The organism is Actinomyces sp. oral taxon 181 (assembly GCF_018370895.1).
Classification (GTDB): Bacteria; Actinomycetota; Actinomycetes; order Actinomycetales; family Actinomycetaceae; genus Pauljensenia.
On record NZ_JAGYZL010000001.1, the window covers coordinates 22,392 to 48,212 of the forward strand.

General features: G+C 56.8%; 23 protein-coding genes. 18 read left to right on the forward strand and 5 right to left on the reverse strand.

Annotated features, from left to right (window positions below):
• Positions 1-76: 76 nt before the first annotated feature.
• On the reverse strand, positions 77-694 hold the full coding sequence (locus KHW85_RS00070) for a hypothetical protein (protein ID WP_291458231.1): 618 nt from the start codon (positions 692-694) through the stop codon (positions 77-79).
• Between the two features lie 458 nt (positions 695-1,152).
• Here KHW85_RS00070 and KHW85_RS00075 point away from each other — a divergent pair, with 458 nt between their 5' ends.
• The 3 genes from KHW85_RS00075 to KHW85_RS00085 all read left to right on the forward strand — a co-directional run bounded on the left by KHW85_RS00075 (position 1,153) and on the right by KHW85_RS00085 (position 4,699).
• Positions 1,153-1,887: a glycerophosphoryl diester phosphodiesterase gene (locus KHW85_RS00075; protein WP_291458232.1), complete on the forward strand. Its 735-nt coding sequence runs from the start codon at positions 1,153-1,155 to the stop codon at positions 1,885-1,887.
• Positions 1,888-1,915: 28 nt separating this feature from the next.
• The gene (locus KHW85_RS00080; protein WP_291458233.1) at positions 1,916-3,250 is read left to right on the forward strand and encodes an MFS transporter; all 1,335 of its coding nucleotides are present in this window, start codon (positions 1,916-1,918) and stop codon (positions 3,248-3,250) included.
• A 276-nt stretch (positions 3,251-3,526) separates the two neighbouring features.
• Positions 3,527-4,699: a hypothetical protein gene (locus tag KHW85_RS00085; RefSeq protein ID WP_291458234.1), complete on the forward strand. Its 1,173-nt coding sequence runs from the start codon at positions 3,527-3,529 to the stop codon at positions 4,697-4,699.
• Here KHW85_RS00085 and KHW85_RS00090 read toward each other — a convergent pair.
• On the reverse strand, positions 4,696-5,847 hold the full coding sequence (locus KHW85_RS00090) for an alpha/beta hydrolase (protein WP_291458235.1): 1,152 nt from the start codon (positions 5,845-5,847) through the stop codon (positions 4,696-4,698). The genes KHW85_RS00085 and KHW85_RS00090 overlap by 4 nt on opposite strands.
• 183 nt (positions 5,848-6,030) lie before the next feature.
• Between KHW85_RS00090 and KHW85_RS00095 the strand changes: the two genes are divergently transcribed.
• The 5 genes from KHW85_RS00095 (at position 6,031) to KHW85_RS00115 (ending at position 10,757) form a co-directional block, all read left to right on the forward strand.
• Positions 6,031-7,314 carry a C40 family peptidase gene (locus tag KHW85_RS00095; RefSeq protein ID WP_291458236.1) on the forward strand — a complete coding sequence of 428 codons (1,284 nt, stop codon included), beginning with the start codon at positions 6,031-6,033 and terminating at the stop codon, positions 7,312-7,314.
• A 340-nt stretch (positions 7,315-7,654) separates the two neighbouring features.
• Positions 7,655-8,479 (forward strand): ATP-binding cassette domain-containing protein, encoded by an 825-nt coding sequence (locus KHW85_RS00100; RefSeq protein WP_291458237.1) that lies wholly within the window; start codon positions 7,655-7,657, stop codon positions 8,477-8,479.
• Positions 8,476-9,111, forward strand: a complete 636-nt coding sequence (locus KHW85_RS00105) for an ABC transporter permease subunit (protein ID WP_291458238.1) — start codon at positions 8,476-8,478, stop codon at positions 9,109-9,111. The genes KHW85_RS00100 and KHW85_RS00105 overlap by 4 nt, the downstream gene beginning before the upstream one ends.
• Complete coding sequence (locus tag KHW85_RS00110; RefSeq protein WP_291458239.1) at positions 9,108-9,779, forward strand: ABC transporter permease subunit; 672 nt, start codon at positions 9,108-9,110, stop codon at positions 9,777-9,779. The genes KHW85_RS00105 and KHW85_RS00110 overlap by 4 nt, the downstream gene beginning before the upstream one ends.
• Positions 9,780-9,839: 60 nt before the next feature.
• A complete protein-coding gene (locus KHW85_RS00115; protein ID WP_291458240.1) occupies positions 9,840-10,757 on the forward strand; it encodes an ABC transporter substrate-binding protein in 918 nt (305 codons plus the stop codon).
• 355 nt (positions 10,758-11,112) lie between these two features.
• Here KHW85_RS00115 and KHW85_RS00120 read toward each other — a convergent pair whose 3' ends face one another.
• Both KHW85_RS00120 and KHW85_RS00125 read right to left on the reverse strand, forming a co-directional pair.
• Positions 11,113-11,724 (reverse strand): DUF559 domain-containing protein, encoded by a 612-nt coding sequence (locus tag KHW85_RS00120; protein WP_291458241.1) that lies wholly within the window; start codon positions 11,722-11,724, stop codon positions 11,113-11,115.
• A gap of 841 nt (positions 11,725-12,565) precedes the next feature.
• Positions 12,566-13,063 carry an inorganic diphosphatase gene (locus tag KHW85_RS00125; protein ID WP_009408546.1) on the reverse strand — a complete coding sequence of 166 codons (498 nt, stop codon included), beginning with the start codon at positions 13,061-13,063 and terminating at the stop codon, positions 12,566-12,568.
• Between the two features lie 117 nt (positions 13,064-13,180).
• On the opposite strand from KHW85_RS00125, the gene dacB reads away from it, so the two are divergent.
• From dacB to KHW85_RS00175, 10 genes are all read left to right on the forward strand, one after another.
• Positions 13,181-14,560 carry a D-alanyl-D-alanine carboxypeptidase/D-alanyl-D-alanine-endopeptidase gene (dacB, locus tag KHW85_RS00130; protein WP_291458242.1) on the forward strand — a complete coding sequence of 460 codons (1,380 nt, stop codon included), beginning with the start codon at positions 13,181-13,183 and terminating at the stop codon, positions 14,558-14,560.
• A 95-nt stretch (positions 14,561-14,655) separates the two neighbouring features.
• On the forward strand, positions 14,656-15,483 hold the full coding sequence (locus KHW85_RS00135; RefSeq protein WP_291458243.1) for a hypothetical protein: 828 nt from the start codon (positions 14,656-14,658) through the stop codon (positions 15,481-15,483).
• Complete coding sequence (tilS, locus tag KHW85_RS00140; RefSeq protein WP_291458244.1) at positions 15,465-16,580, forward strand: tRNA lysidine(34) synthetase TilS; 1,116 nt, start codon at positions 15,465-15,467, stop codon at positions 16,578-16,580. The genes KHW85_RS00135 and tilS overlap by 19 nt, the downstream gene beginning before the upstream one ends.
• Positions 16,581-16,646: 66 nt before the next feature.
• A complete protein-coding gene (gene hpt, locus KHW85_RS00145; protein ID WP_291458245.1) occupies positions 16,647-17,201 on the forward strand; it encodes a hypoxanthine phosphoribosyltransferase in 555 nt (184 codons plus the stop codon).
• Between the two features lie 11 nt (positions 17,202-17,212).
• Positions 17,213-19,282, forward strand: a complete 2,070-nt coding sequence (ftsH, locus tag KHW85_RS00150; protein ID WP_291458246.1) for an ATP-dependent zinc metalloprotease FtsH — start codon at positions 17,213-17,215, stop codon at positions 19,280-19,282.
• The gene (gene folE, locus KHW85_RS00155) at positions 19,279-19,851 is read left to right on the forward strand and encodes a GTP cyclohydrolase I FolE (RefSeq protein ID WP_291458247.1); all 573 of its coding nucleotides are present in this window, start codon (positions 19,279-19,281) and stop codon (positions 19,849-19,851) included. The genes ftsH and folE overlap by 4 nt, the downstream gene beginning before the upstream one ends.
• Entirely contained in the window at positions 19,848-20,708 is an 861-nt protein-coding gene (gene folP, locus KHW85_RS00160) for a dihydropteroate synthase (RefSeq protein WP_291458248.1), read from the forward strand. Before folE ends, folP begins: the two co-directional genes overlap by 4 nt.
• A gap of 7 nt (positions 20,709-20,715) precedes the next feature.
• Positions 20,716-23,241, forward strand: coding sequence for a 2-amino-4-hydroxy-6-hydroxymethyldihydropteridine diphosphokinase (gene folK, locus KHW85_RS00165; protein ID WP_291458249.1), 2,526 nt, complete (start codon positions 20,716-20,718; stop codon positions 23,239-23,241).
• A complete protein-coding gene (locus tag KHW85_RS00170; RefSeq protein WP_291458250.1) occupies positions 23,238-23,777 on the forward strand; it encodes a DUF3180 domain-containing protein in 540 nt (179 codons plus the stop codon). The genes folK and KHW85_RS00170 overlap by 4 nt, the downstream gene beginning before the upstream one ends.
• A gap of 4 nt (positions 23,778-23,781) precedes the next feature.
• The gene (locus tag KHW85_RS00175) at positions 23,782-24,657 is read left to right on the forward strand and encodes a phage prohead protein (protein ID WP_291458251.1); all 876 of its coding nucleotides are present in this window, start codon (positions 23,782-23,784) and stop codon (positions 24,655-24,657) included.
• Positions 24,658-24,744: 87 nt separating this feature from the next.
• On the opposite strand, the gene disA is transcribed toward KHW85_RS00175, so the two are convergent.
• On the reverse strand, positions 24,745-25,815 hold the full coding sequence (gene disA, locus KHW85_RS00180; protein ID WP_178706150.1) for a DNA integrity scanning diadenylate cyclase DisA: 1,071 nt from the start codon (positions 25,813-25,815) through the stop codon (positions 24,745-24,747).
• Between the last annotated feature and the right edge of the window lie 6 nt (positions 25,816-25,821).

Below are 25,821 nucleotides of genomic sequence, written 5' to 3' on the forward strand. Positions count from 1 at the left end.
CTGGGACGCGTGCGTTTCTGGGACGCGTGCGTGCGAATCGTCATGGCACCATGTGGAGCCATGGATCGCCCAAGCGTCAGTAATTCTTAAATCCGGCCTTCCCAGCTGGTGGCGGGAAAGCGCCGGGTGCTGGCGTAGGCGGAGTGGCTGGTGGTGTATACGGTGACATGGGCGTAGTGCTGCTGCTCTCCACAACCATCACATGGCCGTTGGTCAGGACAATGTTGGTGGGGGAGTGCAGTTGAGCCATAGTTGTTTGCCGTTTACGCCATGCAAAAACGGCAATGATGAGGGCTAGCACAATATAAATAGCGTGTTTAATGGTTGGATCATCTGCAAGGTTGGGCGCAAATTCTTCCAGGAACATCAGAACAACAGTCAGCATGAGGAATAGGCTTGATACGACCACGATCGGGAAACTGACAATCGCATAGATGCGTGGAGAGACCGAGTACAGCAGGTGATTGAGCTTGTGATAGGCGAATCCGACAATAACCATTGCAATAACAGCCCAGATAAAGTGAGCCGTTTCTGAGGATGTCAGCCAGCCCATATGGTCGCCTGTGAATATACCGGCAAACCCGATGACAAGCACATAGTCGGGAGAGAAGAGCATCCACAGCAGTAATCTCATGTAGAAGAAGAGGAAGGCGATGATGATCGCGAAAATTAGCAGTATGAACAGCAAAGCCATGCCTTCATCCTAACAATGTGAAATTTGTGCTAGCTGATAGCTGTCTGAGTGCAGATATTGGTGCTTGAACAGTATTTGTTCTGCTGGATTGAGCAGGATTTGATGACACCTGTTCCCAATTTTTAATTGAAAAAATACGACCTGACGAGTTGTCTGCTTCTCTAAAGCCGCAAATAGTACAACTATGCATCCGCACATAGGTGCAGATACCACTGCACATAAGTGCATAAAGCCGGGTGGGTCCTGCGCAATTTCTTTGCAATAGCTTCTGACCTGCGTAAATATGGTTACATTATCGATGTTCGCGCTGAGCAGATATGAAACTCTGTGTGCGGGAACACATTTATAAGCATGAAACTGGAACACGCCAGTCACATAATTAACAGCGGAGATCGGAGACTATTAGTCCCTGATCTTTAGGTTTTGTCCATCCTCGACAAGGAAGTCAGTGAACTTCTATGGAACGTCGCATTTTTGCACACCGCGGTTTGAACCGTGTCGCACCCGAGAACACTCTTGCAGCTTTTGAAAAGACTGCAGATGCTGGTCTCACCTGGATTGAGACTGACGTCGACATCCTTGGTGACGGTACGCCAATCGTCATCCACGACACGTCGCTTGATCGTACGACCAATCGCAGCGGGTCGTACTACGGCCTCGAGAAGGCAGATCTGGCATCGATCGATGCTGGTTCATGGTTCTCTCCGGAATTTTCCGGACAGCCCCTGCCCACTCTTGAGCAGCTGGTCGAGCTCCTCAACCGCCGTGGACTGAATGCCAACATTGAGTTCAAGTCGAATGAGGCCGGTGGCGCCATGTCCATGCGCCTCATTGATTCGGTTCTTGATGCGCTGACTGGACTCGACCCCGAACGAGAGGTTTTCTTCTCCTCCTTTAATCACGTGTTGCTGGCGAAGATTAAGGAACGCGCACCTCAGTACGAAGTGGGCTGCCTGTACGAGACTTGTGCTCTCTACGATGACTGGAAGTCCATGCTCGAGCTGGTTGGCGCGTCATACATTCACCCCGAGGACCGCGGTCTGACCAAGTCCAAGGTTGAGGCCTTCCGCGAGGCAGGCTTCGGTGTCAACGTGTGGACCGTGAACTCGATTGATCGAGCACATGAGCTCTTCAATTGGGGCGCAACCGGTGTCTTCACCGATGTTGCGGACTCTTTTGCCCATCTTCAGTGAGTGAATCTCGAAAGGTAAATTCAACAACATGTCTGAAACCTCAGTAGGCACAAAGTCGCGCCTCCCTAAGTTCATGCAGAAGGGGCGCCTGGGCGGCTTCCTCTCTGTCGTGTTGACCGGCCAGCTGGTCTACGTCTCCTTCGAGGCGTTCAAGGGATCCCTGCTGATCCCCGTGACCAACGCTCTTGGCATCACGGTCGCTGACTTCGGTACCATCATGGGCTGGCTCGGCATCGCCATGTTCATGTACGTGCCCGCCGGCTGGGTGAACAACCGTTTCCCCATCCGTAACATTCTGATCGCCTTCGCCTCGTGGCGACTGCTGACCTTCCTGTTCCTGTGGCTCTCCCCGGTCTTGGGCTACCACCTGAACATCAAGATGCTTGTTGGCATTGCAATTACGTGGGCAATTTGGGACGCCATCGGTTGGCCCGCCGTCGTCAACGGCGTTTCCTTCATGGCATCTGACTCTGACTCCAAGGGTCGTGGCCTCGCAATGGGCCTTCTCGAGTCGATCCGTCGTGGCATTGAGTTCTGCATGAACCTTGTCATCATCGGCTGCCTGGCTATCTTCCCGACCCGCGCAAACGCCATTATGATCGGCTTCGGTCTTGCATACTCGCTGCTGCTGATCCCGAACATCATCGCCATCCTGCGCTTCGTTCCCGCCAACGCTGTTGCCGAGTCCGAAGGCCACTCCAAGAACACTGCAGCTCTCATGGGTCTGCTCAAGGTTCTGGCACAGCCCGGTGTCTGGTTCGCAGGTATCGCCGGCATGTGTGTTTACTGGAGCTACGTCAACCTGATCTACTCCTCGGCTCCTTACCTGAAGCTGGTCTTCCATGCATCTGACGCTGCCTCCGGTGCATTCGGTATCTTCTCCACCGGTTTCGTTGGCATCATCGCCGGCCTGGTCGCAGGTGTGCTCGCTGACTACGTCTTCAAGTCCTCGACCACCATGGTCGCAGTCGCTCTGACCGTTATCGCCATCGGCGTTGGCCTGGTCTACCTGCTGCCCGCATCCGACTCGATGATGTGGCCTGCAATGATCCTGCTGGTCGTCATGGCATTTGGTGTCTTCCTTGGTAAGTCCGTGCTGCTTGCTCCTATCGCCGAGCTGCACCTGCCCGAGGAAATCAACGGCTCCGCAATGTCGGTCGGTTCCTTCCTGGTCTACGCCTCCATCCTTTGGGGCAACCCGACCACCGCTGGAATCATCACCGCTCACGAGGCCAACCCCTACGATGGCTACCGCATCATCTTCCTGATCACGCTCTGCGTGGCACTCGTTGGTGCTGCTTGCGCCTACGCACTGGTGTTCACGAACCGTCGCAAGAAGGCTCTGGCCACCGAGGCTGAGTGATCCTCTCACGGACGCTCTCCGCTAAATCCAATTCAGTTGGCCTCGCGAGGCTGAACTGACTGAGGCGGGTCCGTATCGTCCCAGGTACTTCGGTACCGAACCTAGACGATGCGGACCCGCCTTTTCTATGTCACAAGCCCTTGGTTCCCTGTTATTACTCTCAACTTCTCCGGCCCGTCTTCGTCCACGCCTCGGCGTGATTGTGGAACAATAAGACCAGATCGCATCTACCATTCATCAACACATCTAGCATCAGCGCGAGGGGTTGGAAGCTTCATGGCTCTCTTTGAATTCGACGAGGGGCGTTTGATCCCTGCCCAATTCGGCCGCTCAGTATCCGACGGTTTGACCCCCGAAATCGTTGATGCCGTGTGTAATCAGGTGCTTGAGATCGTTTCGCGCCCACTTTTCCCCATCACCTGGCGAGATATTTCCCCCTTTGAAGGTTCGGCCTTTGTCGATGGCTCCGCGGAAGATGAGGCTCCTCGGCTGACCGCCCTTGATCCTTCGGGTCAAGTTGTCTCTGTCGAAATTCTTGACTTTTTGGACTCCGATACGCTGATTCAGTCCCTGTCGCGCCTTGCTGGAACCGCCGCGCTGTCGTGGTCAGATCTGGCTCGTGAATATCCCGGAGGCGTCGCAGCTTTCAAGTCCGGGTGGATTCACTTCCGCGATTCAATGCCGCCCTCGCCCGGAGCGGGGCCGCGTCTGGTCATGGTTGTTGGCCGCATTGATCCTGCCGTTCGTCCAGCGCTTGAGGTTCTGGCTGCCTCCGGTGTTGAGGTTCATGAAATGAGCCTGCGCGAGATGAGCAATGGACGTTCTTTCCTTGAAGTGCATGCTGTTGGCCCGCGTACCTACGCGCACGCCCCTCATCTGCTTGCTGGGCGCTCTGACGATGTTCCCGCGATCGCCTCGTCAATCCGCGAAGTGCCCGCTCCCGTGACCATTGAGTCCTCCGCAGGCGTTGACTTTGTTTCTTCCGAGCCTGCTGCCGACGCTGAGACCATAGAGCCGCAAGCTCCTGAAGTGGAAGCTGAGCACGTGCTCGACGGAAGCGATGTGCATCATCATGCTGCGCCAGTTGTTGGTGAAGATGGTGACGACGACCTCGAAGAGGAGAGCGAAGAGCTCCGCGCCGCACGCGAGGCGGGGATCCCCATCCTCTCGCGAGATGCGGCTGCCCTGCGTGTCCTCGGGCAGATTATTGCCGAGGACGTTCCCGCAATTATCGTTAACGTTCCTCAGGCAGAGTGTGAATTCACGGCCGATGGCCTGTTCCGCTCGGGCGAAGAGACCTGGGATAACCCGCAGGACGCGCTTTCCTACTTTGGAGTGTCCGGTAACGGCTGGACGCTGTGGCACCTGGGCGGGGAAGAAGGCCCGACCTTGGGTGAGTCCCTGGCAGAGGTCAACCGAGAGATCATTCGCGAGTACTCACGCGATTAGATAAACGCCTTAATCCAGCGATCCATCGTTTCGTAGACCCGTGCGCGCACCTGAGGGTCAGAGAGCAGCAGGTCATGCTTGCCCGGGAAACTGGCAATGGTCACCAGGGGCCCTAAGCGCGATGAGCGCTCCAAGATGACCTCCCGATCTAAGACGACGTCACTTGAAAAGGTTTCTGGCGTGAATTCTTCGCTGAAGAAACTTGATGTCGACATCATCGAAAGCACTGGAATATCCAATTTGACCGAAGTTGCAACGCTGTCGTGGCCTTCAAGAATTGCCTCGAGCCAGGCTGCGTAAACCGGGTAGGAGCCGGGACGCTTCCACTCCAGCGCGTAATCCCATCCCTGAACAGCGGGGTCGTCGGCGTAGGCCTTGAGAGATTCTGGTAGGGGTGCTTCTAGCGAGTTCCAGCCCTCGTGGAGCGAACGCGCGTAGTTATCTGGGCCGCTGCCTCCTCCTGGAACCGCCCACATCGGATTTCGAGAGGCGATGCGTTCAAGAATTGGAGCCATGGTTGAACGCATGGACGCCATTGTCTGCATTTCAAGCCATGCAGAATTCAAGATGAGGCCGTCGATCGCGCCGGGATGGCGATTTGCCCACAGCGTTGCAAGCAATCCGCCCGTTGAGTGACCCATAAGAACAAGTGGAAGGTCAGGGTAATCATTGCGGATCAGATCCAGCGCTTCTCCGAGTTCCTCATCGTACAAGCTGAGGTTCGAAACGAATCCCATGCGCTGGCCGGGGCGTAGCGAACGACCATACCTGCGTAGGTCGATTGCGTAGAAGGCCCCTGCGCAGTCGGCGATATTTTGGGCTAGCTCGCGCTGGAAGAAGTAGTCGTTGCGGCCGTGAATGTACAGGGTAATGAAGCGAGGGGAGGGGGAAGAAGCTGCGTGGCCTTGGTAGCGAACCAAAGTTGCAACAACAGGACCTGCGTCATCATCCATGAGGGGGATGGTGCGTGATTCGTAGCCCTCACCCAGGACGTCGCGCCGCCACTGGCCAACGGGGGCGGGGCCTTCTTCTCCCCAGGGGGCCAGCACGGCCTCGTCGACGAGGCCGTTGAAGCCATCGGCGCTGCTTGGGGACTCGGGGAGCTCGGTTTCGTCCACTGTTCTCACTCCTGTGTTGGGGATCTGCATTGATTTTATGCGGATATTCGCGTGAAAGATATCGTTATGTGGGGCAAATGTTACATATGTTGCGATCGTGATTTATGTGGCTTCGGTTAAACATTGTTGCGAATGTTGTCTAAGTGAACTACTCTCGAATGCTGTATATGACGACGCACGCCCTTATCCCGGCGTACAACGACAGGTGGACCAGTGAGACGTGAGACAAAGCGCCGCGGTATTCGCGCAATCAGCGTGACCGCGCTATTTGCATCACTCGCTGCAGCAACTCCCGGTATCGCTCTTGCAGCTCCCAGTGACGAAGAGATCGCACGAGCTCGCGAAGCTGAAAATGCGGCAAAAATGTCGGTCGCTCAGATCGAAGTGGAACTTGCGAGCGTGAAAACTGAAGCTGAGGTCGCACTTCAGAAAGCCATGAGTGCTGAGGAAGAGCTGAACGGTGCCCGCTACTCGCTTGAACAGGCGACCCAGACTGCGCGCCAAGCGCAGGCGGATGCTGATAAAGCGAAGGCTGATTACGAGGCGGGGAAGCAAGAGATCGCCTCCATCGCACAGACAGCATACCGCGATGGTGGTTCATCCCTTGACGCCATCGCCCCCTATCTTTCCGCCGACGGGCTGCGCACGGTCGAAACCAAGCAGGCTACGCTCAACTCTTTCTCGGCCTCGGCGAACGTCAAAATGCAAAAGGTTGCCGCGCTTGAGCAGGTCGCAAACGTCATGAACGACGCTGCGATCCAGGCGCAGGCAAAGCAAGCGGAAGCAACCGCACAGGTTGAAACCCGCACCGCTGCGGCTCAGAGCGCTGCAAACAACGCAAGTAATGCACAGGCAATAACTGCTGCTCGCCGTGATGCTCTGGTTGCGGAGCTCGCGCGCAAGCAGAACACAACCGTCGAGCTGATTAATCAACGCGAGGCCGAGCTTGAAGCGCAGCGTCAGGCGGCAGCAGCTGAAGCCGCACGCCAGGCTGCCGCAGCAGAGGCTGCACGCCAGCAGGCAGCTGCCGAATCCGCACGTCGCGCACGTGAACAGCAGAACTCGTACACGCCAGCTCCTGCCCCGGCAGCCAGCTATGACGATGACACTCCATCACGGGGTGGCGGTGGTAATTCTGGTGCCGCTGCAGGCGCCATCGCTTGGGCGAAGAGTAAGCTCGGTGCGCGATACGTGTGGGCGGGCGAAGGCCCCGGCTATGACTGCTCCGGTTTGGTCACCATGGCGTACCGTTCGCAGGGTATTTACCTGACCCACTGGTCGCAGGCACAGTACTCGGAAGGCACTCGCGTGCCGGTCAGCCAAGCCCAGCCCGGCGATCTGATTTTCTGGAACTGGGACGGTGGCAACATCGACCATGTTGCGATCTACTTGGGTAACAACCAGATCATCGAGGCGCCCACCTTTGGTGTTCCGGTTCGAATCACCTCGATCTACGGATGGAGCGCGGTTCTGCCCTACGCAGTGCGCGTGGCATGACGGCGTGAGTCGCGGGGGCATTTACCTCTGCTTTTGTCACACGAAGTCGCTGAATGTCATGCGTTATAGCCTGTGACATTTGGCAACAACGTGTGGAGGTGGCTGTGCAACAGGCCCGGGCGTTTGGGGAAGACGCCCGGGCCTCGTTTTATCTGTGCGGGACGACTAGTTCCGAGCCGCAGCGTTGAGATGTTTATGCTGAGGCTGCTACGGACCCATTTGTGAGTTGGCTCAATTTAGAGCAAACAAGAAATAAGTTCCCGTGAATGATCGTTTTCCTTGGTGACGCCACAAATTGGCAACGGCGCACCAGCGTTTCGTCATCGCGAAGAGGAATGTCATGATCACCTTCGACCACGTGTCGAAAACATATTCACCCGATACGAAAGCGGTTGAGGATTTTTCTTTAACGATTGCCCCGCACACAACAACGGTGTTCCTGGGGACCTCAGGCTGCGGCAAAACAACACTCATGCGAATGGTAAACCGCATGGTGACTCCCACCTCCGGAACTGTTATTGTCCGTGGCCGCGATGTCACGCATGAAGATCCTGTCGCCCTTCGCCGCTCCATTGGCTATGTCCTTCAAGACGGCGGTCTTTTCCCGCATCGAACAATCGTTGACAATATTGCAACCGTTCCGGTTCTAGAAGGCGCTTCAAAGGCAAGTGCGCGAGCAGATGCGCTCAAACTTATGGAGCTCGTCGGCCTCGACCCCTTGATGGCGAAGCGCTATCCCGCCCAGCTTTCTGGCGGCCAGCGTCAACGCGTCGGTGTTGCGAGAGCGCTGGCAAACCGTGCAGATATTCTGCTGATGGATGAACCTTTCGGCGCTCTAGATCCCTTGGTCCGCTCGGACCTCCAGCGCCAACTCCGTCGCATTCAACGGTCCTTAGGGACCACGATCCTCTTCGTCACTCACGATATTGACGAGGCCATTCTTCTGGGAGATCGCATTGCACTCCTTCGCGAGGGAGCGCAGATTGCGCAGGAAGGGACCCCGCGTGAGCTTCTCTTAAATCCAGCCAATGACTTTGTTCGCGAGTTCCTCGGAACCTCCGCAATCAGCGAGCGCGAACGAATCTTGGAAGGTGCAACCGGCGGAGACCAAGCGAAGAAACCCGGTACGGCCTCGGAAAACCACACGCAGGGGGAACGCGCGTGAATTGGCTCTCCGCCTCCTGGGCACTCATTGGTGAGCTCACCCTCACCCATCTCACCATCGCAGTGCCCGCGATTATTGCTTCGGTGCTGATTGCAGTTCCTATAGGAGCGTGGGCGCAGCGTTCGAAAGGGTTTGGGGGTGCAGTTCTCTCTTTCTTGACAGTTCTCTACGCGGTGCCTTCGTTGCCCCTCCTGATTGTCATTCCTGTTCTGTCAGGAATTGCTCTTCGCTCGCGGGTCAACATGGTTGTTGTGCTAACGATTTACGGAATCGCCGTGCTGATTCGTCAGTGCGCCGAGGCCTTCGCCGCTGTTCCTGCTGACGTCCTCGAGTCCGCCGATGCACTGGGAATGTCGCGTTTCCGCCGATTCTGCACGGTTGAGCTTCCTTTGGCTGTTCCCGTGATCGTTTCTGGGACACGAGTGGTCATTACCTCGACGGTATCTTTGGTCACAATTGGTGCGTTCATTGGTGTGCGCTCGCTGGGAACTCTGTTTACCGATGGCTTCCAGCGTGGATTAACCGTTGAAGTTTTGGCTGGTCTGGTAATGACGATTGCCTTGGCTCTGCTTTTGGATGCACTTGCAGTCGGGCTGGGAGCGCTAATGACACCGTGGAGGCGAAAGCAATGAACCTCCTATTTGAAGCTTTTCAATGGCTGGCGGATGGACACAATTGGCTAGGGCCATCCGGGATTCTCGAACGAGTGGGTCAGCACATCGTCTTTGTTGCAGCTGTTGTTTCTATTTCGACACTCATCGCATTGCCAATCGGAGTGTATATCGGGCACACTGGACGTTGGAAGAACCTCGTTATGATCGGGACCGGCGCCGCGCGTGCGGTGCCTACTCTTGGCCTCCTCACCCTGGTTGGCTTGTGGCTTGGAATCGGTTGGCAAGCCCCCTTAATTGCTTTGGTTGCACTTGCAATCCCGCCGATTATCGCAGGTGCATATTCCGGTGTGATCTCTTCTCAAGGATCATCCGATGCGGCGCGAGCGATCGGTCTGACTGAAGGTCAGATCCTTACACAGCTTGAGATTCCAGCGGGCGCACCACTGATTCTTGCGGGTGTGCGCTCAGCGGTACTCCAGGTGATCGCGACGGCTACACTGGCTGCATACACAGCGAACCTTGGATTGGGACGTTTCCTCTACACGGGGCTGAAGACGCGTGATTATGGACAGATGATCGGAGGCGCAATCGTTGTCGTTGCGCTGGCACTCATTACCGACGCCATACTTGCAGGGCTCATACGTCTCCTGCGCTCCAGAACCCATTCAGATTCACAAACTTTATAACTTCATCACATTCGCTTACAGACTTTTCTAAAATCAGAAGACAAAACCAAAGGAGAGATAATGAAACGCTCTGCTCTCGCCGCCGTTGTAGGGGCATTTACTGCCGTTGTACTCACCGCATGCAGCACAGGGAAGTCCCTAGAAGGTGGTGAAAAAGCGGAGGAAGGTGCGGCCTCGTCAAAGATCGTGGTTGGCTCCCAAGACTACTACTCGAATGAAATCCTGGCCGAGGTCTATGCCCAGGCGCTTGAAGGATCAGGCTTCACGGTCGAGCGTCAGCTGCGCATTGGTCAGCGCGAGGTCTACATGCCCGAGCTGGAATCCGGTTCGATCGATGTTTTTCCCGAGTACACGGGCAACTTGCTCCAGTACTTCGATAAAGATGCGACTGCTCGTACGGATGCTGAGGTTTACCAGGCACTGGGCGCAGCCCTGCCCAAGGGGTTGCGCGTATTGGACGAAGCCCCCGCAACCGACCAAGACTCCTATGTTGTCACCACTTCTTTCGCTTCCGAGCACTCTCTAAACTCAATTGGTGACCTAGCGAACGCTGGACAGATCACTCTTGGAGGCAACTCTGAGCTTGCCACGCGTCCGTATGGGCCGAAGGGACTGGAATCGGAATACGGTGTGAAGGTTGGTTTCACGCCGATTGAAGACTCGGGCGGGCCGCTGACGGTAAAGGCGCTGAATGATGGTTCGATTCAGCTGGCAAACATCTACTCTTCGGACCCCGCCCTTGCAGACGGAAGTCTGACGGTCCTCAAGGACCCGAAGGGCCTCTTCTTGGCATCGCACGTTGTGCCAGTTGTTTCCACGAAGATCAACCAGGATGCAGCCGCTGTTATCAACAAGGTCAGTGGGGCTATGGATGCCAAGGACTTGATTGAGATGAATCGGCAGTCAACTGCCGAGGGGCAGTCTGCCTCCGCGATCGCGTCGAAGTGGCTTGAATCGAAGGGGCTGCCGCACAAGTAAAAGGCTTGATGCGTAAGTAAAGCACTTGCTGCACAAGTGAGGTGCTCGCTGCACAAGTAAAGTGGGCACTTCGCGGTTGCTGTGGTTGTTCGGGGTGCGTTTGTGTGGCATCGGGTGCCGCCAGCTCATCCCTAAATGTCACACGAAGTTGGCAATTCTCTCATCTAATTGCACACGAAGTCGGTGAATGTCATGCGTTATAGCCTGTGACATTTGTTGACAACGTGTGGAGGTTAGGCGAGCAAGAGCTTTCGTGTGGAGGTAGTTGGGGTGCTGCTCGTGATGCTCTCACCGCTTTCGCAACAGGGCGTTCGTTCTCTGCTGCCACACGAAGTTGGTGAAAGACGCTGGATACTCAATCGATATACCCCTTGTCCCACAGCTGGCTAGAAGTCGTTGGTATGGCCTCGAGCAAGTCGAGCCGTTGGGCAAGATCGATCTGAAGACGAGGCAGGTTCTTTAGCTGCTCCCACGAGTATCGAATGACATTCCATCCGCAGTCGCGTAGGTCCTGTTCTCGACGAATCCACCGTTGTTTTGCGCGGTAGAGGTCTTCATTTGTGCTTCCCAGTTTGCTCATCCCATCGAATTCGATCGCGACGTCTTTCTCTGGAAGAGTGAAATCAATGAAGTACCTCCCTGTACTGCCATTAATTTCGAACTGAGTCAGCACAGGACCGCTGTAGATGCTTCGAATCGCGTAGAGCATTGCTGCTTCGGCGGGGTTATCGCATCCTGCATCTGCGTTCTTCACAATGAGCTTCGCGGTAGAGATTCCATATTTCCAGCCGTTTTCCTGGGCAATAGACAATCGTTGATTAAGTTCCTCGCGTAGGTTGTTTTCACGCTTCCTTGAGTCCCCGATGCGCTGTAGCGAAAAATTAGATTCGGTGTGCAGTGTCATGCACACGGCGACAAAAGCCTCAAAGTGTTGCGACCCCATCGCAAGACGAAGAGCTGCATCCAATTTGTCTTCTACGTGAACACCATTCTCTGTTAACCGGTGATCTGTCAGCGGAGGTCTGCGCAGTTTCCTCACCTTCACACGTGGAATGGTGAAACCTGAGTAGTGCACCGGTGGGAGAGTGGAATTTGGATAGGGCTGAGGACACCAAAAGGTGATGTCGTGATTCGATGACCATAGTGGAACTCTCTGGACACAAAGCGAGCTGGTTCCAACGAATACAATCCGCGGATCTCGTGATTGTGCGAGAGAAACAATACGTGCACGATCAATGTATTGATTAACTTCCCACCGAGCTAATCCCGCCGAAACGGTCAGCATAAATCCGCGTTTCACCCTGACTTGTGAGTGAGAGCTTCCGTCTATTGGTGCTAAATGAACTTCTCGTGTCGATCGGGAGAGCACGCTCCCTTCTGTCTCTTCTTCGTTCATCTATTCAGTGTTTAATAGCGGCATCCAAACGTACGAACGTTGGAAAAATCTGTGGAAAACGCCGATTGTATGTACACCCTATGGATCGCTCTTGGGCGAATCGTATGAGTGGCGCTTATGGCTCGGCTGCTCCCGTTCGTTATCTCAGAAAAGTCACATGAAGTCGCTAAACGTCACGCGTTATAGCCTGTGCCATTTGCCGACTTCCAGTCTCATTTTGAGAGTAGAGGAAGCGTGCCTCGGTGGTAAGTAAGGACGGACTTATGCATGAATGGTGCTCCACGGGTAGTTGGCGAATGTCACGCGTTATAGCCTGTGCCATTTGCCGACTTCGTGTGTCTGTTTTGCAAACAGGATTGGGCTGGTGCTCTTACGAACACCAGCCCTATCTTGTTAAAAAGTGTTTGAGCGATCAGTGCGCGTTGAAACCGTGCTCTTCTGCGCGCTGGTAGGAACGACGAATTTCTTCTTCGGCCTCTTCGCGTCCAACCCAGTGTGCGCCCTCAACGCTCTTGCCGGGCTCCAGGTCCTTGTAGACCTCGAAGAAGTGCTGGATTTCAAGACGGTGGAATTCAGAGACGTCTTCGATCTCGGTGCGCCATGCTGCACGCTGGTCGGATGCGGGAACGCACAGGACCTTATCGTCACCGCCCTTTTCGTCGCGCATACGGAACATGCCCAGTGCGCGGCAGCGGATCACGCAGCCCGGGAAGGTCGGTTCTTCAAGCAGAACCAGTGCATCCAAGGGGTCGCCGTCTTCGCCCAAGGTATCGTCGATGAAGCCGTAGTCATCGGGATAGCGAGTCGAGGTGAAGAGCATACGATCCAAACGGATGCGTCCCGTTTCGTGGTCGATCTCGTACTTGTTTCGGTTTCCCTTAGGAATCTCGATGGTTACGTCGAATTCCATTAGAGCCTCTCCTGACTGGTTGAGTCGTTGATCCACCACGTGGATGTCGATTACGTATTACTACCCCTCGAAGCATTAGGGTTGTTCCTAGACCATTGATGGAAGGACAATCCCCACATGCGACGCGGGACTACTGCTGCGATTGTAGGCGCTACTAGCGCCGCGGTGCTGATCGCAGCCTATTTTGTGGCAGATGTGCATGATATCGCACCTGGCATCTTCACACTTTCTCAAGTATCTGCGCCATCTGCAGCCCCCACAGCCTCTGCTGTGCCCGCTCCTACATTGAATGTTTCACAGTCGCTCGGTGATAGTCAAGCTCCCACCACCCAACAACTCCAAGAGGCGTGGGCTCCCGCGGCCTCGGCAGCCGAAGAAGGCGGTTGGAACGCCTGGGCGCTAGTTGTTGACGCGAACAATGGCCAGACGCTCTTCCAAAGTAATGCGGAAAGTGCCCACACCCCGGCTTCAATCACCAAGATCCTCACGGCCTATACCGCTCTCAGCCACCTGGACCCCAATGCGCACCTGACGACCTCGGTTGCGCAAAGTGATGATGATATCTACCTCGAAGGAGAAGGTGACCTTCTCTTAGGTGAGGGAACCAACTCCCTTGATGTCAGTGGACGTGCAGGACTTGAAACCCTTGCGAAAGACACGGCAAATGCCCTGACTTCTAAGGGAATCTCTCACGTCGAACTTCACGCGGCTCCCGCGCTCTTTGCCGACACCAAGCGCCCCGCCTCGTGGAGCGAGCAGCAGGTTGCCGGCTACGAAGGCCAGCTTGCTCCCTATGCGATCGATGCGGGCCGTACCTACCCGAAATCCAATGAGTTCTACCCCGACTCAATCTCCAATGTCGCGGAGGTTTTCGCGCAAAAGCTCAGTGAACAGGGGATCTCCGTTGACTTTGGCGTCCGAGGCGCGGCCCCGCAGGGCGCGAACCGCATCGCATCCGTTCAGTCCGCAAGCCTCGATGAGCAGATTCGTTGGATGCTCTACCACTCAGATAACACGCTCGCAGACCAGTACTGTCACTTTGCAGCGCGCCAGGCTGGGGCTGAAGTGACATTCGATGGCGCGGTCAAGAACCTTGAAAAGACCTTGGCGGATCGCGGAATTCCCACGGATCAGCTCTCGCTGGAAGATTGCTCGGGCCTGTCCTCGAATGACCGGATTGCGCCAAAGACCTTGGCGGCAATTCTTTCCCAGGGTTTTGAGGCCTCGCAGCCCGTTGCGCCACGAGTGGTCCGAAACCTGCCCTGGGCGGGCGTGCAGGGAACCCTCGCACATCGCTTGCATGACGAGGTCGTGGCTGGCAATGCGCAAGCAAAGACGGGTTCTCTTTCTGAGGTCTCTTCACTTGCCGGCGTGGTGTCGACTTCGAAGGGACACCAAGTGATTTTCATTGTCGGTTTCGACAAAGTTCCCAATGACGGCGCATATTCAACTCGCAGCTATCTGGATGATTTCGTCACCGCCATTGCGAAGATGTGAGCGCTGCCAAGCATTCGCTGAGCAGCGCTGGTGGAGCCGTGGCTTCAGTCGAAAAGGCTGCATACAAGCGCAGAGCAATTCGATAGCATAGAGACATGCCGTTGTATCCCTCACTCACACAGATCGCGCGCCTGAGCGCGATGGGCATGTTCTCTGGACCTCAGGCTTCAGCCTCATCAGCGCAGGCGATCGTCTCGCGGCTTCGTCGCGGGCAAGAATGGGCCTCTGGGCGTCTGCCTTCGCTGATCACTCGCTTCGCTGAGTTTTCCGCTTCTGATGTGCAGGATGGCGTGCACGTGGATCTGCCGATCATTGAGCGTCGCAGCGCAATGATTCAGTGGGCGGATTTCGCCGATGAATGGGGTGTGCGTGCACGTAGCCTTCCCAGCGCAGCCACCCTGTGCACGGCATTAGGAGTGCTGGCAAAACATTCCCTGAGCGTGAGTGGACCCAGCGGCGCTGCTGCCTATCTTGTCGCCCCGAATGTTTTAGAGGCGGGGGTGCGCGCCAAGTTCGATCTGGGAGATTGGGCAAAGTGGGTGTCTTTGCGCGCGGGGGTTGATACCTGGCTGTCCATGCGAACGCCTTTTTATCGGGAGTATTGCCGCGAACTTGTCACCGCCGCGCCGATTGATGCAATTGATGCTGAAGAGCTTGCCCGTCAGCTGCTTCTTCGCGAGTGCATCATCGATGTTTTTATGGATTCATTGACTCCGAAGGATCTGTCTTCGGTCAATTGGATTACTGCGCATCGGCCTGCAGATTTTATGGTCGATGGGGCTCTGATAAGCCTGCTCGGGGGAGTGGCTCCCGCAGGACTCGCTCAGCTTCGCCGTGAGATGGCCAATGAAGTTCATCAGATCGTGACCGGCCCCGGTCTTGAATCGATTCTTAACAACCGGATGTGGCCGAGCTTCCAGTGATCACAATTCCCGCTAATCCCAAGGGAGATGTACGTACACTCTCGCTGGAAGTGCGTCCGCACGTTCAGTGGGCCATCCAGCACTGCGATGCCCTACTTATCGCTGTGTCCGGAGGGGCAGATTCAACTGCGCTCGCGGCAGTCATCATTGATCACTGCCTCCGCGCGGGGTGCACTCCACACACCCTGACTGTTGACCACGGGATTCGAGCTGGATCGGATATCGAGGCGCGCGAGGTGAGTGAGCGTATGGCTTCGCTTGGTGCCCGTGCCGAATGGGTGAGCGTCGCGCTTGCGGCAGAAGGGGGTCCCGAGGCCTCGGCTCGCGATGCACGTCGGCGCGCTCTTGTGGACCATGCCAGATCTTTGGGAGGGCGCGTTGCGGTCTTCCTTGGGCACACGATGGATGATCAGGCTGAAACCGTGCTTTTGCGTTTGGCGCGCGGCTCTGGAGTTGGGTCATTGAAAGCGATGAGCTCGCGTGATGACGCGGGAGAGATCGTCTGGATTCGACCAATTATAAAATGTCGACGTATTGAAACGATTGGTGTATGTCGCCAGCTCGGTCTTCCCTGGATTGATGATCCTTCGAACGCAATGGATGGCCCTTGGAGAGCCTCTGATGGAAGCGCGCTACGTCGGAGCGCAATCCGAGAATGCGCACTTCCCAGTTTGCGCAGCAGCTTGGGGATTGACCCCGTTCCCGCCCTTGCGCGCACTGCGGAGCTTTCCGCAGCCGATGACGAGGCCTTGGATCAGTGGGCGAATCAGGTGTGGACATACGCATGGGAAGCGATGCCGCCACAGGAGGGTATGGCCTTGGGAATGGGAATCCTCAAAATCGAGCACCTGCAGCAGATTCCCCAGGCGGTGCAGATGCGCGTCCTTCACCGCTACCTGAGCGCACTTGGCGCACCGAGCTACGTGCATCTGCAAGAGGCGCGCGCACTTATCGACCACTGGACGGGACAAGGGCCCATCTCGGTTCCAGGGGGAACTCTCTTACGCAAGGGGAAAGGGAAGCAGGCGTATCTCATTGCCATGACAGCTGCAGACTCTTCCTTGTTGCGCCAAGAGCGAGAAACTCTGCCATGCTGAGCGCCTCTTCGCGCACATGTGGCACTCTTATAAAGTCGGGACCCGCACAGGAAAGGACATGGAACTGTGGACGCACAGGACATGGGAAACGCACTCGAACGCATTCTGGTTACGGAAGACGAGCTGGCACGCCGAATGGCTGAGCTTGCCGCTGAAATTGATGCCGATTACCAGGGCAAAGAAATTCTTCTTGTCGGTGTCCTCAAGGGCGCGGTCATGGTTGTCGCCGACCTTTCACGCCACCTCCACACTCCTCTCTCGATGGACTGGATGGCTGTTTCCTCCTACGGTGCGGGCACTAAGTCAACCGGCGTTGTCCGTATCCTCAAAGACCTCGATGCAGACGTCACCGGGCGTGATGTCCTGATTGTCGAAGACATCATTGACTCTGGACTGACTCTGTCGTGGCTTCGCGAAAACCTTCTGGCTCGAGGAGCGGCCTCTGTGGAAATTGCCACTGCCCTGCGCAAGCCCGAAGCCCTCAAGGTCCAGGTCGAGGTCAAGTACGTCGGTTTCGATATCCCGAATGAATTCGTTGTGGGCTACGGACTGGACTACGCAGAGCACTACCGTCAACTTCCCTTCGTTGGGACCCTGGCACCGCACGTATACGGCGGCTGAAAGGTAAATCCATGGCAGATAACACTCAGAACAAGAAGAAGAGGAATACCTGGGGGCTCGTTGCAATCCCATTGCTTCCCCTGGTGATCGCCCTGTTCTTCCTGTGGACGTGGTTCCAGCCGCAATCGGTGGATACTTCCGAAGGTCTTCAGATCCTGAAGGAAGCTCAGATTGAACGCATCGTCGTTAACGATGGAACTCAGCAGGTCAACCTGGTGTTGAAGGACCCGTGGACCCACAAGTCCACCGGTGTTAACGACCGCGAACGGAGCCTAGGCCGGACCATTAGCTTCACCTATGCACGCACTCAATCGCAGTCAATTGTTGAGTCGGTTGAGAAGGTCAATCCCGGTAAAGGCTGGGATGCGTACTACCCGCAGTCCTCGTTCCTGAGCTCAACTCTTGCCGCGATCATTCCCTTGGCGCTGGTCATGGGGCTTTTCTGGTTCTTTATGAGCCGTATGGGTGGATCCCAGATGATGGGTCCCTTTGGCCAGAGTCGCACCAAGGAATTTAACCAGGAACGCCCGAACGTCACCTTTGCAGACGTGGCCGGTGAAGACGAGGCCGTTGAGGAACTCGAAGAAGTTCGTGAGTTCCTGATTGCCCCCGAGAAGTTCCGAAAGGTCGGTGCGCGCATTCCTCGCGGTGTGCTGCTCTACGGTCCTCCCGGAACCGGTAAGACCCTGCTGGCGAAGGCTGTGGCGGGTGAAGCTGAGGCACCCTTCTTCTCCATCGCTGGTTCGGAATTCCTTGAGATGTATGTCGGTGTTGGCGCTTCGCGTGTGCGTGATCTTGTATCCCGCGCAAAGAAAGTTGCTCCCGCGATTATCTTCGTCGATGAGATCGATTCGATCGGTCGTCACCGCGGTTCTGGTTATGGTGGCGGTTCTGATGAACGCGACCAGACCCTCAACCAGCTGCTGGTTGAGATGGACGGCTTTGACGACTCCTCTAACCTGATCTTCATCGCGGCGACAAACCGTCCCGATATTCTTGATCCCGCCCTGCTGCGTCCGGGCCGTTTTGACCGACAGATTGCGGTTGAAGCCCCCGATCTGAAGGGACGCGAGGCAATCCTGCGCGTGCACTCCGCGGGCAAGCCCCTGACCGATGATGTCGATCTGCACATGATTGCAAAGCGCACTCCCGGCTTCACCGGTGCGGATCTGGCAAATGTCTTGAACGAGGCCGCTTTGCTGACGGCTCGTTCAAACGCTGACTTGATCGATAACCGTGCGATTGACGAGGCCATTGACCGTGTGATCGCCGGCCCGCAGAAGCGCACTCGCGTCATGAATGACCACGACAAGCTGGTGACTGCTTATCACGAAGGCGGCCACGCCCTGTGTGCAGCGGCATTGCGCTACACGGATCCGGTCACGAAGGTCACCATTCTTCCGCGTGGACGCGCGCTGGGTTACACCATGGTACTGCCCACCGAAGACCGCTACTCCAAGACTAGGAATCAGATTCTTGACGATCTGGTCTATGCCATGGGTGGCCGCGTTGCCGAAGAAATCGTCTTCCGTGATCCTTCAACCGGTGCGTCGAATGACATCCAGAAGGCAAGCTCTCAAGCTCGCGCGCTCGTTACTGAATACGGCATGTCCGATCGCGTAGGTAACGTCCGTTTGAGTGCGGATGATTCGGACCCAATGACCGGTTACGGTACCGGTCGAGGCGCTGAGCGTGCCTATTCTGATGAGCTTGCTTCTGTCGTTGACCAGGAAGTGCGTGCACTCTTGGACAACGCGACCCGTGAGGCTTGGGAGATTTTGACTAAGAACCGTGCGGTTCTGGACCGCTTGGCCCAGCGTCTTTTGGAAGAGGAAACTCTGGACGAAGCGCAGCTCGCCGAGATCTTCAACGACGTCATCAAACAAGATGAGCGTCCGGTGTGGAATTACGGTGCGGAAGGCGCGGTTCAGGGCGCGGTTATGGGAAATCCCATCGCCATGCCCCTGAGTGACCGTGCGCAGTCCGAATCTGCTGATGAACCATCGGCTGACCCGTCTGCTCCCGCAGAGGTGCTGGATGACCCCGATGGTGGTATCGCGCCCGAGGAGAATGCCCAGTGAGCTACGATCAACAAGGCGTTGAAGACGCCTCGCGCGCGCTTCTTGAAGCCGTCGGCGAAGACATTAACCGCGAGGGACTTCGCAATACCCCCGCGCGGATGGGTCGTGCGTGGCGCGAACTTCTCAGCGGCCTCGAAGAAGATCCCCGTGACCATCTCAAGACCACCTTCGAAGTGGGCACTGATGAGATTGTCATGGTCCGTGATATTCCCTTCTACTCCGTGTGCGAGCATCACTTACTGCCTTTCTACGGGCATGCGCACGTGGGGTACATCCCCAAGGGCGGCCGCGTTACGGGACTGTCAAAGCTTGCGCGCGTCGTCGAAGGGTATGCGCGTCGCCCGCAGGTTCAAGAACGTCTGACAGCTCAGATCGCCGATGCTATCGATGAGGTTCTTGCACCTCAGGGTGTCATTGTCGTTGTTGAGGCCGAGCACATGTGCATGACGATGCGAGGTATTTCCAAGCCGGGGTCCTCGACCGTGACCTCTGCTCTTCGTGGAATCGTCAAGCGTGACGCCACTCGCGCGGAAATGATGTCCCTGGCATTGGGTGGGGTCCGCCGATGACTTCTGTTGAGGCCTCTTCCTCTTGGGCGCTCGCGGGAGGTGCACAACCGCCTCGTCTTCCCGAAGGCGTCGATCTGCCACGGGATCGAATGCTCGTCATGGGCATTTTGAATGTCACCCCAGATTCCTTCTCGGATGGGGGCCGTTTTCTGGATCCGGGAGCGGCGCTCGACCACGCTCAGGAAATGCTCGACGAAGGTGCGGACCTGGTCGACTTGGGCGGTGAATCAACACGTCCGAACTCCACGCGAATCAGCGAGGACGAAGAATGGGAGCGAATTGGCTCGATCATTCAGCGCCTTGCCGCATCGGGGGTTGTTGTTTCTGTTGATACCCTGCATGCGCTAACAGCGCGTCGTGCGGCAGATGCGGGTGCTGCCATCATCAATGATGTCAGTGGAGGACGCTGGGATCCGCAGATGAATGCGGCCGTTGCATCGACCTCCTGTGCCTATGTTATTCAGCACTATCGTGCGCTTCCGGGGATGCCCGAAGAGTCTTTCGACTACGGCGATCAGTCCATCGCAGTTGCCTTGAGAGAGCGGGTTTCCCAACAGGTTCGTGATGCTCTCGAGGCCGGGGTTGAGCCCGAGCGCATCATTGTTGACCCGGGATTGGGTTTTTCACTGAATAACGAACAATGCTGGTCTCTCGTCGCGTCGCTGCCGATTTTTGCTGAGCTTGGGTACCCTGTTCTTATAGGTGCGTCCCGGAAACGCTTCTTCGGTCAGTCCCCCCTTTCGGACCGAGATGAAGCAACTCTCGATATATCTCGGCGCGCGCTTTCAGACGGAATATGGGCCGTCAGGGTCCATGCCATAAGCCAACAAGCAAAGCTTGTTCGTGCAGGGAGGTGAGGGCACGGTGGGACAACTCGATGTGATCGCGTTACGCGGTATTACAGCTGAGGCTGTCCACGGAGTTCTCGAAAAGGAGTGGAACGCTCCTCAAACCTTCACTGTTGACCTGCTTCTGTGGGTTGATACCGATCGCGCTGCACTCAGTGATGACATTGCCGATACGGTTTCTTACGCCGAGATTGCAGAGAAAGCTCACGCGATCCTTGCGGGCCCCTCGGTTCGTCTGATTGAAACACTTGGCCACAAGATCGCTGATGCGGCCCTTGAAGATTCGCGTGTTCGTGGCGTTGAGGTTATTGTCCATAAGCCTGAAGCGCCCATCGACGTTCCCTTTACCGATGTTTCGGTCACCATTCGCAAGGGCGAAATCCCGCTTCCTTTCGTCGCGGCATCGAATGTTGTTCCCCCCAGTGCTCCCGATGCTGATGAGGATGTACCCGCTGCTCCCTCTGCGCCCAGCACACCATCAGATGCCGTAGCTTCCCAGGAAGAAGAATCCCCGGCCTCTGATTCAGATAAGCCCGTTCAGCTGCACTCTCCCGCGGCACCGCAGCAGCCCGCGACGGCCTCGGAGCTTGTGATGGACGCGGCTGAGGAAAGCGAAGCAGCACAGGTCGAAGAGCCTGCCCAGGACGAACTTGACGCACCTTTGGCTCCGCGCGCAGTAGTGCTCGCAATTGGTGGAAATCTGGGCAATGTTCCCGTCACCCTCAAGCGAGCAATTGACGAAATGTCCAGCTGGGATGGCTTGGAAATTACGCAAGTTTCGCCCCTGGTTCGTACGCGCGCTGTATTGCGTCCCGACCAAAAGCCTCAGCCTGATTATTGGAATGCCGTCGTTTTGGGAACGCTGTCCATGGCGCCCCTTCAGCTCTTGGATCGTATCCACGAGCTTGAAGCACGCTTGGGTCGTGTGCGTCATGAAGTCTGGGGCTCGCGCACCATCGATATCGACATCATTCAAATTGACGGCGTGAGCTCGGATGACTCACGTTTAACGCTTCCACATCCGCGTGCACATCAGCGTGCTTTTGTGCTCTCTCCGTGGCTGATGGCCCAGCCCAAGGCTGAGCTTTCCGGCCTCGGTGCCGCATCGGAGCTTATCGCACAGGCTCCGGATCGTGGTGGAATTCTTGATGCAGTGAGGGACTGGCTCGAAGATCCCGAAACGGTGATCGCTGATTCGGATGAACTTCTTCACCGGATGCGCCTTCCTCGCCTCGATCATGCTGAGCAGCTGCGTCCTCTCAAGCTTGAGACAAATTCCCAATCCTCGCGTCCGAGTCGCCTGGACATGCTTCCCGAAGCATCGCGTTCCGGCCTCGCTCCCAGCGATGAAGGCACCGATGTGACCTGGCATCGCCTGTGGGATCGCTGGGGAGCTCCGGTCGAATCCGTTGAATCGCGCCATGTTGAGCTTTCGAAGCCTTCGGCCTCAGCAGTTTCTACCGCTCACCCCACGCCTGCACCCAAAGAAACTTCCGTGTCCTCTCCTGCTAAGACTTCCGGTGAGGTACCCGCGCAGCTAGCGAGCCGCCAGGTTCCTGCACCTTCTCCGGTGAGCGCACCTCCGCTTCGTCGACTGCACCTGTCGGCCACCCCGTCTCCAGCAGATACGACTGCGGCTTCCGCCAACCTTGCTCAGGGCATGGTCTCTTTGGAGCCTCGTCGCCCTGTCCCTTCTGCTGAGCCCGTTCCCCCCGTCGTCGAGCGCCCTGTCGTCGAGCACCCCGTCGTCGAGCGCCAGTCGCTCCTCGAACGTCTGCAGGGCAGCGCTCTTCCTCACGCCATTCCCGAGGCCGCACCGCAGTCTTCCGATACCCAGAGCGCGCAAGAGCCGACGCAGAGTTCTCCCTCGACTTCACCGATTACCGCTGAGGTCCCCGTTGGGCGCCGGACTCGTCGCCCGCGTTGGCGTCCGGTAACCGAAGAAGGAACGGGTATCTCGACGGCTAATTCGCCGCGTCCATTCCGTGCGCGTACCGATCGTCTTGCTGCGCAGTCTCATCGTGCAAAGCTCTCGCACCGTGCACCTGCTCCTCAAGAGCAACAGACGCCCGGAGTGGAAGCGGCCCAGCCAAGGCGTAGCTCGCTCTTTGCTCGCCGTCCCGAGCCGGCCTCGTCAGCGGGAAGTCAGGCCTCGGCTCCCACACAGGGACACACGCGTACAGAGAATGCTGCACCTGCACAAAACACTCCGGGGGCAAAGCCTTCGGCTGGCTCAGCCCAGCGGAAGTCCGGTCCACAGGCTCGCGCCTCGCGTGCGCTGCCGGGTTGGAACTTCTCTGAGGACGTCCGTGTTGTGGATGATTCCAGTGCGCTGAGTCCGCGTGAGGAAGTGGATCGTCCTTCGCCGAGCTTGCCGCCCCGCTACAGTCATGTTCTTGATCCCAAGCTCGATGACTCCATTGATCAGGGGCCAATGACTCCCGGCTCGCGGACCCCCTCCTCTGTCAACCGCGACGTGACAATCCGTCCAAGCATTACCGGTCAGATTCCAGTCTTCCGTCGTCGTCCTGAGGATTCATGAAGCCGCTGAGTCTTGTGCTGTTGATCGCCGGGGCAGCCGCTGCTTCGGCGCTTGCCGCAGCCGCAACCGCCTTTGCAATTCGTCAGGGTGCGGGGCCGTGGATTATTCATCCCGCCCTGGCCCTGGTTTTTGTTGTTGTTGCTGGCGTACTTCTCTGGATGGGAATCCAGGTTCGGCGCTTTCGAGCACATAAGGCTACTTGGGTTGACGCCGTATCAGCCTTCCGAATTGCAATGTTCGCTCGTGCCAGTGCGCTTGGTGGTGTGATCAGCGCTGGACTTTTAGCAGGTATGTCATTGGCCTTCCTCGCTCGCTGGGAAGCGCAGACCAGTGTTTACGCTGGAATTTGCGGACTGATGTGTGCACTCGGTGCTGGTTTGTGGGGCATTGTCGGAGTGATCGTTGAACGCTGGTGCGTCATCGACCCAAAGGATGATGATACTGAGGTGATGAAGTCGCGCGCTCGGCGTGACAAGGGCACTCTTGGGGCGCAACGGAATGTTCGTAAGAGCGATGTATCTGAGGGGAGAAGGTAGTCTCATGCCCAATAGACCACGGTCTTCTTCGGCCTCAGCATCACGTTCACGGGTTCCTCGCGCAGGACGTCCGGGTGCTCGTCCCACAGTTCGTTCGGGTGGGACTCCTCCAAGGAAACCGGGTGGGGGACAGGTGCCCCCTTCCCTGTGGGTCCGGCGTATTGTCACCGGACTTGGATTGCTTGTGATCATCGCGCTTGTTGTGTGGGGGATTGCAAAGGCCGTTTCAGCGGTCACCAAATCTTCCGCGCCCGAGGCCACTCCAAGCGCCTCTGCAACTCCTTCGCCGACGCCCACCGCGACAGTTACGCGTTCTGGAACCGCAGCGCTTCAAGATGGTGAGCAGGCCACAGCCGATGGAATTGTCGATGCGGAAGGGCGAGTTCGCATTCCCGCCTGCGCTTCAGCGGATCTGACGGTTCGACCGACCATTTCTGGTGGTGAGGTCGGCCAAGCACAGAACATTTCGGTCGCCATTGAAAACCGTGCGGGAGTCGCCTGTTCGTTTGAGTTCGGGCACATTGATTTTAAGATCTCTAGCGGCGACGAAACGGTATATGACGGTTCGAAGTGCCAGCGTGATCGCGAGAGCGCGACGTTGCTCTTGATTCCCGGAGATACTTGGAATGGCGGTCTGACATGGGATGGCGGGCTCTACTCGGGGTGCGATGCGAAGGACCGGAATTCCGATGGTGCGACCGATCCTGCTCCAGCTGGAACCTATCGTTTACAACTGCTGTTGAATGGCCAGACGCTCGGAGATGAACGGGTATTCACTCTGACTCAGCCGGTTCGGCCAACGACTGAAGCAACGCCGGGACCTTCGCAATCCAGCACTTCTGAAGCGACTAGCGCTCCGCAGGGTCAAGAAGGCCATTAGAATTCTTCCCCACTGGGCTTAGAGGCAATGAGGGATGTCCAAACGTAGGGCTAGCTGAGGTGAGCTTGTAGCCGTCTGACCAGCTGACTACCAGCCGACAATTCCCGTGGCAGCCATTGAGAATTGGTTCTCAAGCGTTTCGCGGATGAGCTTTGCGCGGTAGGGGCCAATGCCTTCGATTTGCTGCAGATCCTCAACTGATGCCTCACGCAGGTCCGCAAGGTTCTCCCAATGGCTGGTGATGTCTTTGATGACATTCCACGGAAGACGAGGAACCAAGGAGAGAGCTCGCACGCCACGAGGTTGGATGGTGCGATCCAGATCAGTGGGATCATAGACGCCCAAGCCCAGCACGTTAGCGATAGCCGCGAGATCAACCAGACGATCGCTGGCAAGCTCCGAGAGGGCAGCTTCTGCGGTTGAGACCGCGGAAGCATCACGGGTGTAGTCGCGAAGAACCAACGCGCGTTCGGACCCTGAACCGCGAACCAGATCATCGACCTGCAGAGCCAAAAGGCGTCCTTCTGAACCGAGTTCTTCAAGGTATTCGTTGATTTCAGAGGTGATGCGTCGGATCATCTCCATGCGCTGCATGACGGTCGCGACATCACGGACCGTTGCAGAATCGCGCATTTCCAAGATCGTCAGCGTCTGAAGGACCTCATCCAGACGCTGGCTGTAGCGGTCTAGGGTGTCGACGGCCAGATTAGCGCGAGACAGCAGTGCTTCGGGTTCTTCAACGATGTGATGGTACTTGCCGACGTAGATGGAAATAAGGCGCATTGACGCCGAAACTGAGAGCACCGGAAGGTGGGTTTGGTAGGCAGTGCGTTGTGCAGTGCGGTGACGCATACCCGATTCATCGGTAGGGATGCTCTGATCGGGGAAAAGCTGGACATTTGCCTTGCGGATTCGCCAATCGGTGGGGTCGATGATGACCGCGCCGTCCATCTTGCACAATTCGCGCAGACGCGAGGCCGTGAATTCGATATCGAGATCGAAACCACCCGAGCACATTTCCTCAAGCTGAGGAGAGACACCAAGAACAATCAAGCCGCCGGTATGGGAGCGCTGGATGCGTTCCAATCCTTCGCGAAGGGGCGTGCCCGGTGCGATATCTTGAAGTGCGCTGCGCAGAAGAGCGGCATCTGATGTCATGAATCC

Coding starts and splice junctions, on each gene's coding strand:
- KHW85_RS00070 (WP_291458231.1), bottom strand. CDS start 694: ATGGCTTTGCTGTTCATACTGCTAATTTTCGCGATCATCATCGCCTTC.
- KHW85_RS00075 (WP_291458232.1), top strand. CDS start 1,153: ATGGAACGTCGCATTTTTGCACACCGCGGTTTGAACCGTGTCGCACCC.
- KHW85_RS00080 (WP_291458233.1), top strand. CDS start 1,916: ATGTCTGAAACCTCAGTAGGCACAAAGTCGCGCCTCCCTAAGTTCATG.
- KHW85_RS00085 (WP_291458234.1), top strand. CDS start 3,527: ATGGCTCTCTTTGAATTCGACGAGGGGCGTTTGATCCCTGCCCAATTC.
- KHW85_RS00090 (WP_291458235.1), bottom strand. CDS start 5,847: ATGCAGATCCCCAACACAGGAGTGAGAACAGTGGACGAAACCGAGCTC.
- KHW85_RS00100 (WP_291458237.1), top strand. CDS start 7,655: ATGATCACCTTCGACCACGTGTCGAAAACATATTCACCCGATACGAAA.
- KHW85_RS00110 (WP_291458239.1), top strand. CDS start 9,108: ATGAACCTCCTATTTGAAGCTTTTCAATGGCTGGCGGATGGACACAAT.
- KHW85_RS00115 (WP_291458240.1), top strand. CDS start 9,840: ATGAAACGCTCTGCTCTCGCCGCCGTTGTAGGGGCATTTACTGCCGTT.
- KHW85_RS00125 (WP_009408546.1), bottom strand. CDS start 13,063: ATGGAATTCGACGTAACCATCGAGATTCCTAAGGGAAACCGAAACAAG.
- dacB (WP_291458242.1), top strand. CDS start 13,181: ATGCGACGCGGGACTACTGCTGCGATTGTAGGCGCTACTAGCGCCGCG.
- KHW85_RS00135 (WP_291458243.1), top strand. CDS start 14,656: ATGCCGTTGTATCCCTCACTCACACAGATCGCGCGCCTGAGCGCGATG.
- ftsH (WP_291458246.1), top strand. CDS start 17,213: ATGGCAGATAACACTCAGAACAAGAAGAAGAGGAATACCTGGGGGCTC.
- folP (WP_291458248.1), top strand. CDS start 19,848: ATGACTTCTGTTGAGGCCTCTTCCTCTTGGGCGCTCGCGGGAGGTGCA.
- KHW85_RS00170 (WP_291458250.1), top strand. CDS start 23,238: ATGAAGCCGCTGAGTCTTGTGCTGTTGATCGCCGGGGCAGCCGCTGCT.
- KHW85_RS00175 (WP_291458251.1), top strand. CDS start 23,782: ATGCCCAATAGACCACGGTCTTCTTCGGCCTCAGCATCACGTTCACGG.
- disA (WP_178706150.1), bottom strand. CDS start 25,815: ATGACATCAGATGCCGCTCTTCTGCGCAGCGCACTTCAAGATATCGCA.